Source organism: Bifidobacterium choerinum (genome assembly GCF_000741135.1).
GTDB lineage: Bacteria > Actinomycetota > Actinomycetes > Actinomycetales > Bifidobacteriaceae > Bifidobacterium > Bifidobacterium choerinum.
In genome coordinates, this window is the sequence record NZ_JGYU01000004.1 from 78990 (window position 1) to 93869 (window position 14880).

The 14880-nt window shown below is 66.3% G+C and carries 15 protein-coding genes; 2 read left to right on the top strand and 13 right to left on the bottom strand.

Annotation, left to right across the window (positions count from 1 at the left end; translation table 11 throughout):
* The first annotated feature begins 60 nt into the window (after positions 1-60).
* Positions 61-1167 carry a transaldolase gene (tal, locus tag BCHO_RS04000; protein WP_024541315.1) on the top strand — a complete coding sequence of 369 codons (1107 nt, stop codon included), beginning with the start codon at positions 61-63 and terminating at the stop codon, positions 1165-1167.
* 142 nt (positions 1168-1309) lie between these two features.
* On the opposite strand, the gene BCHO_RS09545 is transcribed toward tal, so the two are convergent.
* From BCHO_RS09545 to BCHO_RS04020, 5 genes are all read right to left on the bottom strand, one after another.
* A complete protein-coding gene (locus BCHO_RS09545; protein WP_232513782.1) occupies positions 1310-1651 on the bottom strand; it encodes a pentapeptide repeat-containing protein in 342 nt (113 codons plus the stop codon).
* Positions 1578-1976, bottom strand: coding sequence for a hypothetical protein (locus BCHO_RS09550; RefSeq protein WP_232513781.1), 399 nt, complete (start codon positions 1974-1976; stop codon positions 1578-1580). Before BCHO_RS09550 ends, BCHO_RS09545 begins: the two co-directional genes overlap by 74 nt.
* A 30-nt stretch (positions 1977-2006) precedes the next feature.
* Positions 2007-3164, bottom strand: coding sequence for a pyridoxal phosphate-dependent aminotransferase (locus BCHO_RS04010; protein ID WP_024541316.1), 1158 nt, complete (start codon positions 3162-3164; stop codon positions 2007-2009).
* Entirely contained in the window at positions 3164-3688 is a 525-nt protein-coding gene (locus BCHO_RS04015; RefSeq protein ID WP_024541317.1) for an Lrp/AsnC family transcriptional regulator, read from the bottom strand. Before BCHO_RS04015 ends, BCHO_RS04010 begins: the two co-directional genes overlap by 1 nt.
* 61 nt (positions 3689-3749) lie before the next feature.
* Entirely contained in the window at positions 3750-5249 is a 1500-nt protein-coding gene (locus BCHO_RS04020) for an aminotransferase class I/II-fold pyridoxal phosphate-dependent enzyme (protein WP_420306477.1), read from the bottom strand.
* Here BCHO_RS04020 and BCHO_RS04025 point away from each other — a divergent pair.
* Positions 5133-5708, top strand: a complete 576-nt coding sequence (locus tag BCHO_RS04025; RefSeq protein ID WP_160271595.1) for a hypothetical protein — start codon at positions 5133-5135, stop codon at positions 5706-5708. The genes BCHO_RS04020 and BCHO_RS04025 overlap by 117 nt on opposite strands.
* A 122-nt stretch (positions 5709-5830) precedes the next feature.
* Here the strand turns inward: BCHO_RS04025 and BCHO_RS04030 are convergent, their stop codons facing one another.
* The 8 genes from BCHO_RS04030 to uvrC all read right to left on the bottom strand — a co-directional run bounded on the left by BCHO_RS04030 (position 5831) and on the right by uvrC (position 14827).
* A complete protein-coding gene (locus BCHO_RS04030; protein ID WP_024541320.1) occupies positions 5831-6661 on the bottom strand; it encodes an HAD hydrolase family protein in 831 nt (276 codons plus the stop codon).
* 129 nt (positions 6662-6790) lie between these two features.
* A complete protein-coding gene (gene secG / locus BCHO_RS04035; protein WP_024541321.1) occupies positions 6791-7042 on the bottom strand; it encodes a preprotein translocase subunit SecG in 252 nt (83 codons plus the stop codon).
* 81 nt (positions 7043-7123) lie between these two features.
* Complete coding sequence (gene tpiA / locus BCHO_RS04040) at positions 7124-7930, bottom strand: triose-phosphate isomerase (RefSeq protein ID WP_024541322.1); 807 nt, start codon at positions 7928-7930, stop codon at positions 7124-7126.
* A gap of 125 nt (positions 7931-8055) precedes the next feature.
* Complete coding sequence (locus BCHO_RS04045) at positions 8056-9261, bottom strand: phosphoglycerate kinase (RefSeq protein WP_024541323.1); 1206 nt, start codon at positions 9259-9261, stop codon at positions 8056-8058.
* A 162-nt stretch (positions 9262-9423) separates the two neighbouring features.
* Positions 9424-10383 (bottom strand): DNA-binding protein WhiA, encoded by a 960-nt coding sequence (whiA, locus tag BCHO_RS04050; protein WP_024541324.1) that lies wholly within the window; start codon positions 10381-10383, stop codon positions 9424-9426.
* Positions 10384-10547: 164 nt separating this feature from the next.
* Positions 10548-11480, bottom strand: a complete 933-nt coding sequence (rapZ, locus tag BCHO_RS04055; protein WP_024541325.1) for an RNase adapter RapZ — start codon at positions 11478-11480, stop codon at positions 10548-10550.
* Complete coding sequence (locus BCHO_RS04060; RefSeq protein ID WP_024541326.1) at positions 11477-12379, bottom strand: shikimate dehydrogenase; 903 nt, start codon at positions 12377-12379, stop codon at positions 11477-11479. Before BCHO_RS04060 ends, rapZ begins: the two co-directional genes overlap by 4 nt.
* 111 nt (positions 12380-12490) lie before the next feature.
* On the bottom strand, positions 12491-14827 hold the full coding sequence (uvrC, locus tag BCHO_RS04065) for an excinuclease ABC subunit UvrC (protein WP_024541327.1): 2337 nt from the start codon (positions 14825-14827) through the stop codon (positions 12491-12493).
* Positions 14828-14880 lie beyond the last annotated feature (53 nt).

Sequence of the window (14880 nt, forward strand, 5' to 3'; positions counted from 1 at the left end):
TTGCGCCTATACTGCAGTAGGCGAAAAGATTTTCCCCATAACCAAAACAGGAGAAGCAATATGACTGCATCCACTCAGGCAATTTCCGATGCCGGCGTTTCGATCTGGCTGGACGACCTGTCCCGTACCCGCATCGAGTCGGGCAACCTCGAGGAACTCATCAAGAACGACAACGTGGTCGGCGTCACGACCAACCCGTCGATCTTCCAGAAGGCCCTGAGCCAGGTCGGCCCGTACGACGCCCAGCTCAAGGAGCTCGGCAAGGTCGACGTCGAGACCGCGATCCGCGAGCTCACGACGACCGACGTGCGCAACGCCTGCGACATCTTCAAGCCGATCTCCGAGGCTTCGGACTACGTCAACGGCCGCGTCTCGATCGAGGTCGACCCGCGTCTGGCGCATGAGACCGCCGAGACCGAGAAGCAGGCCGAGGAGCTGTGGGCCAAGGTCGATCGTCCGAACGCGATGATCAAGATCCCGGCGACCCTCGAAGGCCTCCCGGCGATCACCGCCACGCTCGCCAAGGGCATCTCCGTCAACGTCACGCTGATCTTCTCGCTCGAGCGCTACGAGCAGGTCATCGACGCCTTCATCGAGGGCATGGTCCAGGCCGACGCCAACGGCAAGGACCTCTCGAAGATGGCTTCGGTCGCCTCCTTCTTCGTCTCCCGCGTGGACACCGCGGTCGACAAGCAGCTCGAGGAGATCGGCTCCGAAGAGGCCAAGGGCCTGCTGGGCAAGGCCGCCGTGGCCAACGCCCGCCTCGCCTATGAGCTCTTCGAGAAGAAGTTCGCCGAGGATTCGCGCTGGGCCGCCCTCGAAGCCAAGGGCGCCAAGAAGCAGCGTCCGCTGTGGGCCTCCACCGGCACGAAGAACGCCGCCTACTCCGACGTCAAGTACGTCGACGAGCTCGTCGCCAAGGACGTCGTCAACACGATGCCGGAGAAGACCCTGCTCGCCGTCGCCGACCACGGCCAGGCCACGCTGGGCATCATCCCGGGCAACTATGACGAAGCCCACGATATCATGAACGACCTCGCCGAAGTCGGCATCAACTTCAAGGATGTCACCGACAAGCTCGAGGCCGACGGCGTCGCCGCCTTCATCAAGTCCTGGGATTCGGTCCTCACCGACGTCCAGTCGGGCATCGACCGCGTCAACGGCTGATTCGGCTTTCGGATCATGATTCGCCGCTGACCTGACGGTCGGCAGCGGATAAGGGCCCCGGCATTGCCGGGGCCCTTTCGTATTCGTATGCAATGGCTTTTCCGCAACGGCTATCTGCAATGACGCAGATGAACGGTGCGGTTCAGTCGGTGCGGATGCCGAGGCTGCGCGCGAACACGGCGGCGAGGTCGGCGATCTGTTCGATGGTCATCGTCGTGCCCTTGAGCGAATCGCCGCCGCGGATCTCATGCAGCCGCGCGCCACGCAGGTCGACGTCGGCGCATACGGCGTGCCGCAGCGACAGCACGGCCACGTCCGTGTCGATGAACGCGACGCGGGAGAGTCTGGCGTCGTTGCCGTCGAACTCCCCTATCGTGCAATCGCGGAACACGAGGTCGCGGCACACGGCGTCACGGCAGTTGAGATAGTCGATGCGGCATCCGCGGACCTCCGCGCCGACGATCTTCGCCGCGTTCGCCTGCACGGCGCCGAAAGCGCAGCCGTCGACGAGGCTCGCCTCCACGCCCGCCGCGCGGACGTCGCATGCCGCGGCGCGGCAGCCGGTTGCCGTCGTGTGGCTGATGTGCGCGCTCGGCGACGAACGTGCTGATGGACAGCCGTTCGAACGCGCAGTCAAGCACGGCGGCCGCCGTCATGTCGACGACGTCGGCGCGCTGGTCGGCGATATGCAGGCCGTCCAGGTCCTCCGCGGCGTACATGGCGGCAATGCGGGCTTCGATGCACGTCGCGCCCGTCGCATCGGGAAGATGTGGCAGGCGCGACGGCTTGGTGTGGCTGTTGTTCGGCATACGGCCAGCTTAGGCCGAACCCGAGCCCGATCACTGCAGCGGTGCGAGGAACGCCTCGATCCTCGCGCAGGCCTCCTTGATGTGCTCCATGCTCGTCGCATAGGAGATGCGCACGAATCCCTCGCCGGACTCGCCGAACGCGGTGCCGGGGACGATGGCGACCTTCTGCTCCTCGAGCAGGCGCACGCAGAACTCGTCGGAGCTCAGGCCCGACGATGTGATGTTCGCGAAGACGTAGAAGGTGCCCTTCGGCACGTTCGTCGTCAGTCCCATGCGGTTGAGTCTGGTGCACAGCAGGTTGCGGCGCGCCTCGTATTCACGACGCATCGCCTCGATGTCCGGCATGCCGTGCTCGAGCGCCTCGATCGCCGCGTACTGCGCGGCCGTCGGCGCCGACATGATGACGAACTGGTGCACCTTCGTCAGCTGCGCGCTCAGCTCGGGGTTGCTCAGCAGGTAGCCGAGCCGCCAGCCGGTCATCGCGAAGGCCTTCGAGAAGCCGTTGATGACGAGCACCTGGTCACGGATATCCTCGAAGTTCGCCGGCGAGCAGAACTCCCCGTCGAACAGCAGCTCGGAGTAGATCTCGTCGGAGATGACGTAGATGCCGGAGCGTTGGATGATCGGCACGATGCGCGCGTAGTCCTCGCGGCTCATCACGCCGCCGGTCGGGTTCGACGGGAAGTTGACGATGATCGCCTTCGTCCGCTCGCTGATCGCCGTCTCGAGGTCCTCGGGCAGCAGCTTGAAGTCGTGCTCCTGCGTCAGCTCGATGCGCACCGGCACGCCGCCGGCCATCTCGATCGCCGGTTCGTAGGCCACGTAGTTCGGGTCGAGCACGATGACCTCGTCGCCCGGGTTGATCAATGTGCGGCAGCACAGGTCGACGGCCTCGGAGCCGCCGACCGTCACGAGGATCTGCGATTCGGGGTCGTAGCCGATGCCGTAGCGGTTGCGGTAGTAGTTGGCGATCTGCCGGCGCAACGCGAGCAGGCCACGGTTCGCCGTGTAGTGGGTGCGCCCCTCCTCGAGGGATTCGACGGCCTTCGCGCTGATGTGCCAGGGGGTGTCGAAGTCCGGCTCGCCCACGCCGAGCGAGATGACGCCCTCCATCGCGTTCGCCAGGTCGAAGTACTTGCGGATGCCGCTGGGCTTGAGCGCCTCGACGGTGTCGTTGATCGGCTTCATCAGTAGCTCACCACCAATCGTCCTTCGCCGTCGGACGCGCGGCCGCCGCCGGTGAGCACGCCCGACTGCTTGTACTGCTTGAGCACGAACAGCGTCTTCGTGCTGCGCACGTTCTCCATGACGGCGATGCGGTCGGCGACGAACTGGCACACCTCGAACATCGTCCTGCCCTGCACGAGGCAGATGAAGTCGTTGTCGCCGGTGATCAGGTACAGCGAATCGATCTCGGGGTATTTCGCGAGCAGCGCGGCCGTGTGGTCGTAGCCGCGGTCCTTCATCGGCGTGACGTCCACCTCGATGAACGCCATGATGCGCTCGTCGCGCAGCACCTTGTTGTAGTTGATCACCGTGTGGTAGCCGCAGATGATCCGTTCGTCCTCCATACGGCGCACGCTCGAGGCGACGGTCGTCTCGTCCTCGCCGAGGATGTCCGCGAGATCGCGCGCGTCGAGCCTCGCGTCGTTCTCGAGCAGCTCGAGGATCGACAGATCGTTCGCGTCGACGTCCCTGTTCATATCGCCCATATGGCGTTTTCCTTCTTTCCTTTGTCCGTTGCCTGTACGTGCCATGTCCCGCGCGCCGCCGTCACTGGCGGTAGTGGGAGAAGAACCGCGTCATCTTGTCGACGGCGCCCTTGAGCACCTCGACGCGCGGCAGGTAGACGACGCGGAAGTGGTCGGGGTCCTTCCAGTTGAAGCCGGTGCCCTGCACGATGAGCAGCTTCTCGTCGTGCAGCAGGTCGAGCGCGAACTGCTCGTCGTCGTGGATGTTGAACTTGCGCACGTCGATCTTCGGGAAGATGTAGAACGCGGCCTTCGGCTTGACGGCGGTGATGCCGTCGATCGAGTTGAGCGCCTCGTAGATGTATTCGCGCTGCTCGTAGATGCGTCCGCCGGGCACGAGGTAGTCGTTGACGCTCTGGTGGCCGCCGAGCGCGGTCTGCACGATCGACTGCGCGGGCACGTTCGAGCAGATGCGCATGTTCGTGAGCATGTCGAGGCCCTCGATGTAGTCCTTCGCGATCGCCTTGTTGCCCGACAGGATCATCCAGCCGATGCGGTAGCCGGCGATCATATGCGACTTCGACAGGCCGCTGTAGGTGACGCAGAACAGGTCCGGGGCGAGCGAGGCGATCGACGTGTGCTCGAGGCCGTCCATGACGAGGCGGTCGTAGATCTCGTCGGAGAAGATCATCAGCTGGTGCTCGCGCGCCACTTCGACGATCTGCTCGAGCACCTCCTTCGGGTAGAGCGCGCCGGTCGGGTTGTTCGGGTTGATGATGACGATCGCCTTCGTGCGGTCGGTGATCTTGGCGCGCATGTCATCGATGTCCGGATACCATTCGGACTGCTCGTCGCACACGTAGTGCACAGGACGGCCGCCGGCCAACGTGACGCACGCCGTCCATAGCGGATAGTCCGGCGCCGGCAGCAGCACCTCGTCGCCGTTGTCGAGCAGCGCGCTCATGCTCAGGTTGATCAGCTCGCTGACGCCGTTGCCGGTGTAGATGTCCTCGACGCCGACGTTCGGCAGGTTCTTGAGCTGCGCGTACTGCATGATCGCCTTGCGTGCCGAGAACAGGCCCTTGGACGCCGAGTAGCCTTCGGTGTCGGTGAGCTGCTGCGCCATGTCGTAGACGACCTCGTCGGGCGTGCGGAATCCGAAGGGCGCCGGGTTGCCGATGTTGAGCTTCATGACGTGCATGCCGGCGGCCTCCATGCGCGCCGCCTCGTTGACGACCGGTCCGCGCACGTCGTAGAGGACGTTGTCGAGCTTGTGCGACTTCGTGAAGGTGCGCCTGCCGCGCGTCGCCGGCTCCTCGGGCGTCACGCTCGAGGGCACGTCGGTGAACGAGGGGTCCTGTACGTCGTCGTCGAATTGCGGTTCCATGGTGTGCTCCTGTCCGGGTCGGTGCTGTGCTGGCGAATGGAATGGATCGGTCATGTTCAATGCAGATGGATGATTGGGATGTTCAATGCCGGCACTGTGTTCAACGCTGGCTTGATGTTCAATGCCGGCACTGTGTTCAACGCTGGCTTGATGTTCAATATGGTTGTGCTCAACTGGATCATCATGTTCAACGATATCGTGTTCAATACTATCGCCATGTTCAATACTGTCCATATGTTCGACATCGGACGTATGTTCAATATTGAACTGCCGTCGGTCACCGGCACGTCGTCCGACGCCCGTCGCCTGTGCGACGTCGTCGAAGGTGGCCGGATGCTCGTCGAAGGCGACGGCCTCCCCCGCGAGCCAGCGCGCGTCGACGCCAAGCACGGCGGCGAGGAAGCGCTCGATCTCAGGACGCGGCCTCGTCTTGCCGTTGACGTATTGGCTGATGTGGCTGCGGCCGAGCTTGACGCCATGCTCCTCGGCCGCCTTCACGAAGTCGCTCTGCCGTATGTTGCGCAGATCCATCGCCTGGTTGAGGCGCTGCGCGAATCGGTCGGTCATCGGTGCTCCCGTCACAAGATGTTCAATGCGAAACTGAACGACAGTCTAGCATACGTTGAACAAGACATACTGAGGATTGAACAATAGTTGGACAACGCTGAACACGTTGTCGTTGAACATGATGATAAACGCCCACTCAGTAGATGTTCAAAGCTGTCTCGTCAGTGTTCAATCTTATAAGATGTTTGCTCAAATCATGTTTCGCATGTTCAATTCAACATGTTCTGTTCAATCCAGTGGGCGACGCCGTCGTCGTTGTTCGACGGGCAGACGGCGTCGCTGATGGCGAGGACCTTGGGGTTCGCGTTCGCGACAGCGACGCCGGTGCCGGACTGTTCCATCATCGCGATGTCGACGATGTCGTCGCCGAAGGACACGGCCGACGACGGGTCGATCCCCCACCGTTCATACAACGCGAGCATCGCCTGCTCCTTGTTCGCGTCCGGCGCCATCAGCATCCAGAGCCTTCCTTCGGAGATGTGCACGTCGAAGTCGTCCGGGATGAGCGTGGCGAGCAGATTGGTCTGGTCGCCACGTGGGAAGATGATGATCTTGTCGGCGACGCCGTCGGGCACGTCGCGGAAGTCGGTGTAGGTCCAGGTCTGCGTCGTCCAGTACTGCGTCACGTCGAAGTTCGTGTAGCGCACGTCGTCCATGACGATGCCGATCTGCAGGTCCGGGATGACGCTCAGGATCGCGAGGCACACGTCGCATGCGCGGGCCGACGGGAAGCCGACCTTGAGCATATCGCCGGGGTCGACCGGCCGGCGCCCGGTGAGCGAGTCCATGTCGGAGTGGGCGGGGTCGAAGTCGATGAGCGCGCCGTTGAGGTAGATGCATGCGTCGGCGTGCAGCCGGCGGACGATGCCGATGCCGGTGCTCACCGGACGCGCGGTAGCGACGGCGAACGGGACGCCGGCGGCGTGCAGACGGTCGACGGCGCGCTGCGTGCGCGCGCTGAAGTCGCGCTCCTCGAAGCGCGGCGCGTCGTGCAGCAGCGTGCCGTCGAGGTCGACGATGATGGATGGTGTGGTGGGCATGTCCCCTCCCCTATCGTGCGTTGTCGTTCATGGTCTCGCGTCGGCTGCGCATCGGACGGCCGGCGCATACAAAGAATCCCATGGCCGTCATGGCCATGGGATCGAAGCTGATGGTCGTCACCCGAGGGTTCAGGCTGCGGGGACGAACTTCGCGATGAGTCCGAGCGCGACGATGATCGCGACCCAGATGAGCGCGATGATGACCGTCCAGCGGTTCAGGTTCTTCTCCGCGACGCCTGAGGATCCGGCGTTCTGCGTCAGACCGCCGCCGAACATGTCGGACAGGCCGCCGCCCTTGCCCTTGTGCATAAGGATGAGCAGGGTGAGCAGCAGGCTGAGCACGACGAGCACAATCTGCAGGATCAGCTTGACAACTGCGATACCGGACACTGGTGAACCTCCAAAACTATCAATTGCTGGTACAACCTTAGCGCAAGGCCGCGAACAAAACGACGCGCAATCTCAAAGACCTTGTGAAGATGTGGTCTGCAGCGTGAGCATGCAGATCCTCGTCAGCTCGTCGACGTGCAGCGCGGCGCCGCCGATGAGGAATCCGTCGACGTCGGGTTCGCTGATGAGTTCGACGGCGTTCTTCGACGTGACCGACCCTCCGTACAGCACGCGCACCATCTGCGCGACGTGGTCGTCGAAGGTGCTCGCCAGATGTTCGCGGAACGCCTCGGCGGCGTCCTGCGCGGACTGCGGCGTGGCGACCATGCCGGTGCCGATCGCCCACACCGGCTCGTAGGCGATGATGAGCCGTTCGGCCTCCTCGTCGGACAGGTCGCGCGTCACGTCGTGCACCTGGCCGACGGCGAAGTCGAGCTCGATGCCCTTGCGGCGTTCCTCAAGGCTTTCGCCGACGCACAGGATCGGCTGCATGCCGGCGGCGAGGACGGCCCGCACCTGGTCGACGATATTCGCGTCGTCCTCGGGATGGTACTTGCGGCGTTCGGAATGGCCGACGATGACGTAGCTGCAGCCGAGGCGGGCGAGCATGTCCGCGGAGACGTCGCCGGTGAAGGCGCCCTGGGAGGTGACGGAGACGGTCTGGGCCCCGTAGCGGATCCTGAGGTTGTCGGCGTCGACGAGCACCTGGACGCTGCGCAGCGCCGTGAAGGCCGGGAACAGCGCCACCTCGCACTTCGAGAAGTCGAAGCGGCCGGATTTGAGGTTCCTCGCGAATTGCTGGACGAAGGCGGTCGCCTCGAGATGATCGAAGTTCATCTTCCAGTTGCCGGCCACCATCGGAATGCGTGCTGATGCCATATGGATTCCCTAGGACGTGGGCATGCGGATGGAATGCGCGGGCGCGCACCGCCGTATGCCGGACGGTGCGCGCCGTGAAGTCGCGGAAAAAGGCGGGCGTCGCGGCGAGGACCGCGACGGTGCCGTCAGTCGAGGACCTTGAGGCCCGGCAGCTCCTTGCCCTCGAGGAATTCGAGGGATGCGCCGCCGCCGGTCGAGATGTGCGAGAAGCCGTCCTCCGGGAAGCCGAGGTTGCGCACCGCGGCCGCGGAGTCGCCGCCGCCGACGATCGTGAACGCGCCGTTCGCCGTCGCGTCGACGAGCGCCTGGGCGACCGCGCGGGTGCCGTTGGCGAACTGCGGGATCTCGAACACGCCCATCGGGCCGTTCCAGACGACCGTCTTCGAGTCGACGATCTTGTCGTGGAAGAGCTTGCAGGACTCCGGGCCGATGTCGAGGCCCATCATGTCGGACGGAATCTGGTCGGCCGGGACGACCTGCGGGTCGATCGGGGTGTCGCCCGCCGGGAAGCCCTTGTTGACGACGATGTCGACCGGCAGGACGAGCTCGACGCCGTTCTTCTCGGCCGTGGCGATGTAGCCCTTGACCTTCTCGATCTGGTCCTCCTCGAGCAGCGAGGTGCCGACCTCGTAGCCCTTGGCCTTGAGGAACGTGAAGACCATGCCGCCGCCGATGACGAGGCGGTCGGCCTTGTCGAGGAGGTTCTCGATGACGCCGAGCTTGTCGGAGACCTTCGAGCCACCGAGCACGACGGTGAACGGACGCTCCGGGTTCTCGGTGGCCTTGGACAGCGCCTTGACCTCCTTCTCGACGAGCAGGCCCGCGGCGGCCGGCAGGTCGGCCGCGACGTCGTAGTTGGAGCCCTGCGCGCGGTGCACGACGCCGAAGCCGTCGGAGACGAAGACGTCGCCGAGGGCGGCGATCTTCTTCGCGTACGCGGCGCGCTCGGCCTCGTCCTTGCTCGTCTCCTCCGGGTTGAAGCGGACGTTCTCGAGCAGCACGACGTCGCCGTCCTTCATCGCGGCGACCTTCTCCTGCGCGTCCGGGCCGTAGGTGTCCTTCGCGAGGACGACCGGGACGCCGAGCAGCTCGCTCAGGCGCGCGGCGACCGGCGCGAGGGAGAGCTCCGGGACGACCTTGCCCTTCGGGCGGCCGAGATGCGCCATGAGGATGACCTTGGCGCCGTCCTTGCGCAGCTGCTCGATCGTGGGCAGTGCGGCCTTGATGCGACCGTCGTCGGTGATGGTCGTGCCATCGAGCGGCACATTGAAATCAGCGCGGACGAGGACGCGCTTGCCCTTGAGATCTCCGAGATCCTTGAGTGTCTTCATATGGATTTTCCTTTCTCGCCGCCGGGGTTGACGGGGAACGGCTGCATGATCCGCCAGTTATGCATCATACAGCCAAAAACGAACAGGCGCGGTCTTCCGCCGAGAGCGTCGTCCCGCCTGTCCACAGATGCTTGCCGGGCCGTCGGCGGCCCGGACGAGGCGTCAGGCCTCGGGGTCGGCGTCCTGGGACGCCTTGGCGACCTTGTCCGCCAGCTGCAGCAGGCGGCGGATGCGTCCGGCGACCGCGTCCTTCGTGATCGGCGGGTCGGCGAGGCGGCCGAGCTCCTCGAGGCTCGCGTCGTCGTGGTCGAGGCGCAGCTGGCCGGCGGCGCGCAGGTTCTCCGGCACGTCGTCGCCGAGGATCTCGAAGGCGCGACGCACCTTCTCGCACGCCTCGGCCGCGGCCTTCGCGCTGCGACGCATGTTCGCGTCGTCGAAGTTGGCCAGGCGGTTCGCCTTGCCGCGCGCCTCGCCGTCGGAACGCTTGCCGGTCCATTCGCGCGCCGAGCGGGGCGCGCCCATCAGGATGAGCATGCGTTCGATCGCGTCGGGGTCCTTGAGCGTCACGCGCCGCGAGCTGCGCAGCTGGCGCGGCTTGGCGCTGATGCCGAGGCGGCGTGCGACGCTCGTGAGCGCCAGCGCGGTCTCGTCGGTCGGGCAGATGATCTCGAGATAGCTGGCCTTGCCCGGGTCGGACAGGCCGCCGTGCGCGAGGAACGCGCCGCGCCAGATCGCCTTGATCTGCGCGATGTTGCCGGCCGTGAGCTCCTGGGGCAGGCCCGCGACGGCCTGATGCTTGCGACGGTCGAGCAGTCCGGTCTGCAGCGCGAGGGCGACGCCTCCGCGTTCGACGATGACCATGTAGCGGCGCACCGGGCCGGTCGGCGTCTGGCGTTCGACGGCGGTCAGCATCGCGTCGTGGCCGTACAGGTTCTTGATCGCTCGCTGGAGCCACTGGGCCGCGTCGAGCGAGTCGAACTGCGCCTGGACGATGATGTTCCGATCGCTTTTGCGAAGGCCGCCTCCGAAACGGAGCATCGAGGTCACCTGCGCCTTCTGCGCGAGGACCATCTCCCCGTCGATTTCGGACAGCTCACGTTTGACTTCATCGAGCAGAGCCAAAGGATCCTCCTGTTGTCTTCATCGTGATCGATACGGCGTGTCGCAAGTGACCACCGAGATTCCGTGATACCGAAGGTCTTGGACAACGCCGGTGGTGGACTCGCATTTGACAAACCGTTGGAATTATGCTTGTTTCCCCGCGTGTCGCGCGGGTGCGGAAGCGTTCAGGACTGGCGTCGGTCGAGTTCGCGCGCGGACACGCTCACGTTGAGCCCGCGCGCGCGCAGACGCTCCGCCAGCGCCTCGCTCATCGCCACCGAGCGGTGCTGCCCGCCGGTGCATCCGATGGCGATCGTCACGTAGTGCTTGTCCTCCTGCGCGTAGCCGTTGACGGCGACCTCGATCGCCTTCTCGTAGGCGTCGAGGAACTCGGCCGCCCCCTCGCTGCGCAGCACGTAGTCGCTCACCGGCTCGTCTCGGCCGTTGAGCCCGCGCAGTTTGGGCACCCAGTACGGGTTCGGCAGGAAGCGCACGTCGGCCACGAAGTCGGCGTCGATCGGGATGCCGTACTTGAAGCCGAAGCTGAAGATGTGCACCGACACGGTCGTCGGCCCCGAACCCATCAGCGCGTTGTACAGCTTCGTCGACAGCTGGTGGATGCTCAGGTGCGAGGTGTCGATGACGATGTCGGCGCGCTCCTCGAGGTTCTCGAGCATCTCGCGCTCCTCGCGGATGCCGTCGATGAGCCTGCCGTTGCGCTGCAGCGGGTGCGGCCTGCGCACCGCCTCGAAGCGCTTGACGAGCACCTCGTCGTCGGCGTCGAGGAACAGGATGCGCGTCTTGACGCCGAGGTCGTCGAGGTGGCTGAGCATCGCGGACAGGTCGGTGAAGTAGTCGCGGGAGCGCACGTCGATGACGGCGGCGAGCTTGTGCACGCCGCTCTTGGACGCGGTCATCATATCGACCATCGGCACCATGAGTTGCGGGGGCATGTTGTCGACGACGTACCATCCCATGTCCTCGATGCTGTGCGCGGCATGCGACCTGCCGGCCCCGGACATGCCGGTGATGAGCATGACCTCGAATCCCTCGGCCGGCCCGCCGATGTGCCCCTGCCGCCCGTCCTCGTGCGTCGCCGTCTCGTTGCCCTGGCTCACAGCGCTTCCTCCAATGCCTCTCTCATGGCCTGCTCGAGCGGCCCGTGCACGGCCCGCGCGTCGACGGCGTCGAAGTCCCCGTCCGCGGCGAGTCCGGTCATGAGCAGCACCTGGGCCACCGCTTGATACAGTAGCATCTCCTCCCCGCCCAGCGCGACGCCGCCCAGACGCTCCCAGACCTTCATCAGCTCGGTGGGCCTCGGATCGTAGACGACGTCGAGCAGCATGCCGTGCACGGCGCCGCCGGCCTCGGCGAGGCGGCCGGCGACGGCGTCGGCGCCATGCGCCGGGATCGTGTTGACGACGAGGTCGGCATCGGCGAGCAGCCGCGGCAGCCGCGCGTCGTCGAGCGCGACCGTCGTCACGTCGATGCCGTGCCGTGCACCGACCTCGGCGAGTCCGGGGTTGCGGTCCGGATGGCGTGCGGTGACGGTCACGTGTGTGACGCCGCCCATCATGACGTATGCGGCGAGGGCGGAGGTGGCCGTGTTGCCGTTGCCGAGGACGACCGCCGAACGGTCCGTCGCGGCGTAGGTGCCGCGCGTCGCCGCCGCGTGCGCGAAGGCGCGGGCGATGCCGTAGACGTCGGTGTTGTACAGTCTCGTCGCGCCGCCGGCGAAGACCGCCGTGTTCGCGACGCCGAGCTCGCGCGCCCACAGGTTCGACGGCGTGCCGTAGGGCTGGATCGTGCGTTTGAGCGGCATCGTCAGGCTCAGCCCGGCCCAGTCGTCGCCGAGCGAGTCGAGGAAGGCGCCGAGCCCGTCCTCGTCCATTTCGATGCGCCCGTAGCTCCAGCAGTCCAGTCCGAGCGCGCGGTAGGCCGCCTCGTGGAGCACCGGCGAGAGCGAGTGGGCGATGGGCTTGCCGAGGACGGCGCAGCGCCGTGGTCCGTTGTTCATGAATCCTCCTGACATGGCCGTCTGCCGGCGTGGGCGTCGATATGCTGCGGCGGCCCGGCGGAGCCGCCCCATCAGCGTACCGCACGCCGTTCGCGCGGCGTGTGCGCGCGTCTAGTCCCCGGCGACGTCCCGTGCGCCTGATGTGTTGTCCTGCGCGTCCTGTGCGGTCTGCGTGTCCTTGGCGGCGTCGTCCTTGTGCAGCGCCTGCCAGATGCGCCGCGCCTTCGCCGATCCGATGCCCCTGACCTCCTCGAGCTGTTCGACGCTCGCCTCGCGCATCGCGCGCACCGAGCCGAAATGCGCGAGCAGCCGCTTCTGGAACGCCGGCCCGACGCCGGGGATGCCGTCGAGCGCCGAACGCAGCGCGCCCTTGCGGCGCGTCCGGCGGTGGTAGTCGATCGCGAAGCGGTGCGATTCGTCGCGCACGCGCTGCAGCAGGTACATGCCTTCCGACGAGCGTCTGAGGATGATCGGATAGTCGTCGTCGGGCACCCACACCTCCTCGAGGCGCTTCGCGAGCCCGCATACGGCCACGTCGTCGACGCCGCAGTCGGCGAGGGCCTTCGCGGCGGCCATGACCTGCGGCTTGCCGCCGTCGACGACGACGAGGTTCGGCTTGTAGGCGAACCGGCGCCGGTCGGTGTCCTGCTGCACGATCCCCTCCGCGCCGGCCTCGTCCCGGCGGCCCTCGCGCATCGCGCGGGCCGCACGCCGCTCGTCGTCGATGCTCTCGCCGCTGTCGCCGGCGATGTTGCCGTGCCGGAACCTGCGCGTGAGCGTCTCGTAGAGCGCCGACAGGTCGTCGAGCGCGCCGGAGCCGTCGTCGCCGCGGATCGCGAAGCGCCGGTATTCGGACTTCTTCGCGACGCCGTCCTCGAACACGACCATCGACGCGACCTGGTAGGCGCCGCCGACCGTGTTCGAGATGTCGTAGCATTCGATGCGCAGCGGCGCCTGGTCGAGGCCGAGCACCTCGGCGACCTCGTTCATCGCCTCGGTGCGCGCGCCGATGTCGCTGATGCGGCTCATCTTGTTGCGTTGGAGCGCCTGCTGCGCGTTCTGGTCCGCGCGTTCGAGCAGCTGGCGCTTCGCGCCGCGCTGCGGCACGTCGATCGACACGGTGCCGCCGCGCAGTCCCGACAGCCACGTCTCGAGCTCCTCGCGGCGCGCCGGCTCGATCGGCACGAGGATCTGCCGTGGCACCGGCGCGATCGGCGCAAGCAGGTCGGCGCGCCCGGTCTGTTCGAGCCGTTCACGGCGTTCGCGCGTCGCCTGCGCGCGCGCCGTCGGGTCGGTCGCGCGGAAGCGCTGCGAGGCGGCGACGGCGTTGCGTTCCTCGTTGACGACGACCTTCGGGTCGCGTTCCCCCTCGTGCCGTCCGTCGCCGACGAGGTCGGCGTAGACGCGCACGAGCAGGTCGGCGATGATCTCGCCGTCCTCGATGCCCTCCGCGCGTTCGACGCTCCAGTTGCGTTCGCCGCGGATCGTGCCGGCGCGCACGAAGAAGGTGTGCACCGACGCCTCGAGCTCGTCGGTGGCGAAGCCGAAGACGTCCGCGTCCACGTCCTGGTCGAGGACGACGGAGTTCTGCTCGACGATGCCCGACAGCATCTGGATGTCGTCGCGCAGCCGCGCGGCGCGTTCGAAGTCGAGCTCGGCGCTCGCCTCCTTCATCTGCACGGTGAGCTGTGCGACGTAGGAGCGGCCGATGCGTCCGGTGAGCACGCCGACGAGCTGCTCACACATGCGCCGGTGCTCCTTGGGGGCGATTCTGCCGACGCACGGCGCCGAGCATTTGCCGATCGACGCGAGCAGGCACGGCCTGCCGGTCAGCTGCGCCTTGCGGAACACGGACGGCGTGCAGGTGCGCACCGGGAACGCGCGCAGCAGCCGGTCGAGGCTTTTGCGCAGGTCCCACACCTTCGCATAAGGGCCGAAGTAGCGGGTGTCGCGGCGTTTGCGGCTGCGCGTGATCCAGACGCGCGGATACTCCTCCCCCGCCGAGATCGCCAGATACGGGTAGGTCTTGTCGTCGCGGAACACGACGTTGAAGCGCGGGTCGAACTCCTTGATCCACGTGTATTCGAGCGTGAGCGCCTCGATCTCGGTGCCGACGACGGTCCATTCGAGCGAACGGGCGGTGAGCACCATCGTCTGCGTGCGCGGGTGCAGCTGGCGCAGCGGCTGGAAGTAGTTGGTCAGCCGGTTGCGCAGGTTCTTCGCCTTGCCCACGTAGATGACGCGCCCCTCGCCGTCGCGCCACTTGTAGACGCCGGGCTGCGCGGGGATGTCCGAGGTCTTCGGACGGAACAGGTCGCGGCTGTCGCCGAGCAGCGGCGCGCCGTTCGCGTTGACGCCCGTGCCCGCGTCGCCCGTGCCGCCGGATGCGGCCAGGTCACGCGCGATCGCGTGCCATGTGCCCGGCGCATGCCGTTCGAATATGCTCACGTCGCCTCCATGATGACGTTGATGGCGTCGGCCGATGGCGCCGTCGGCGCAGA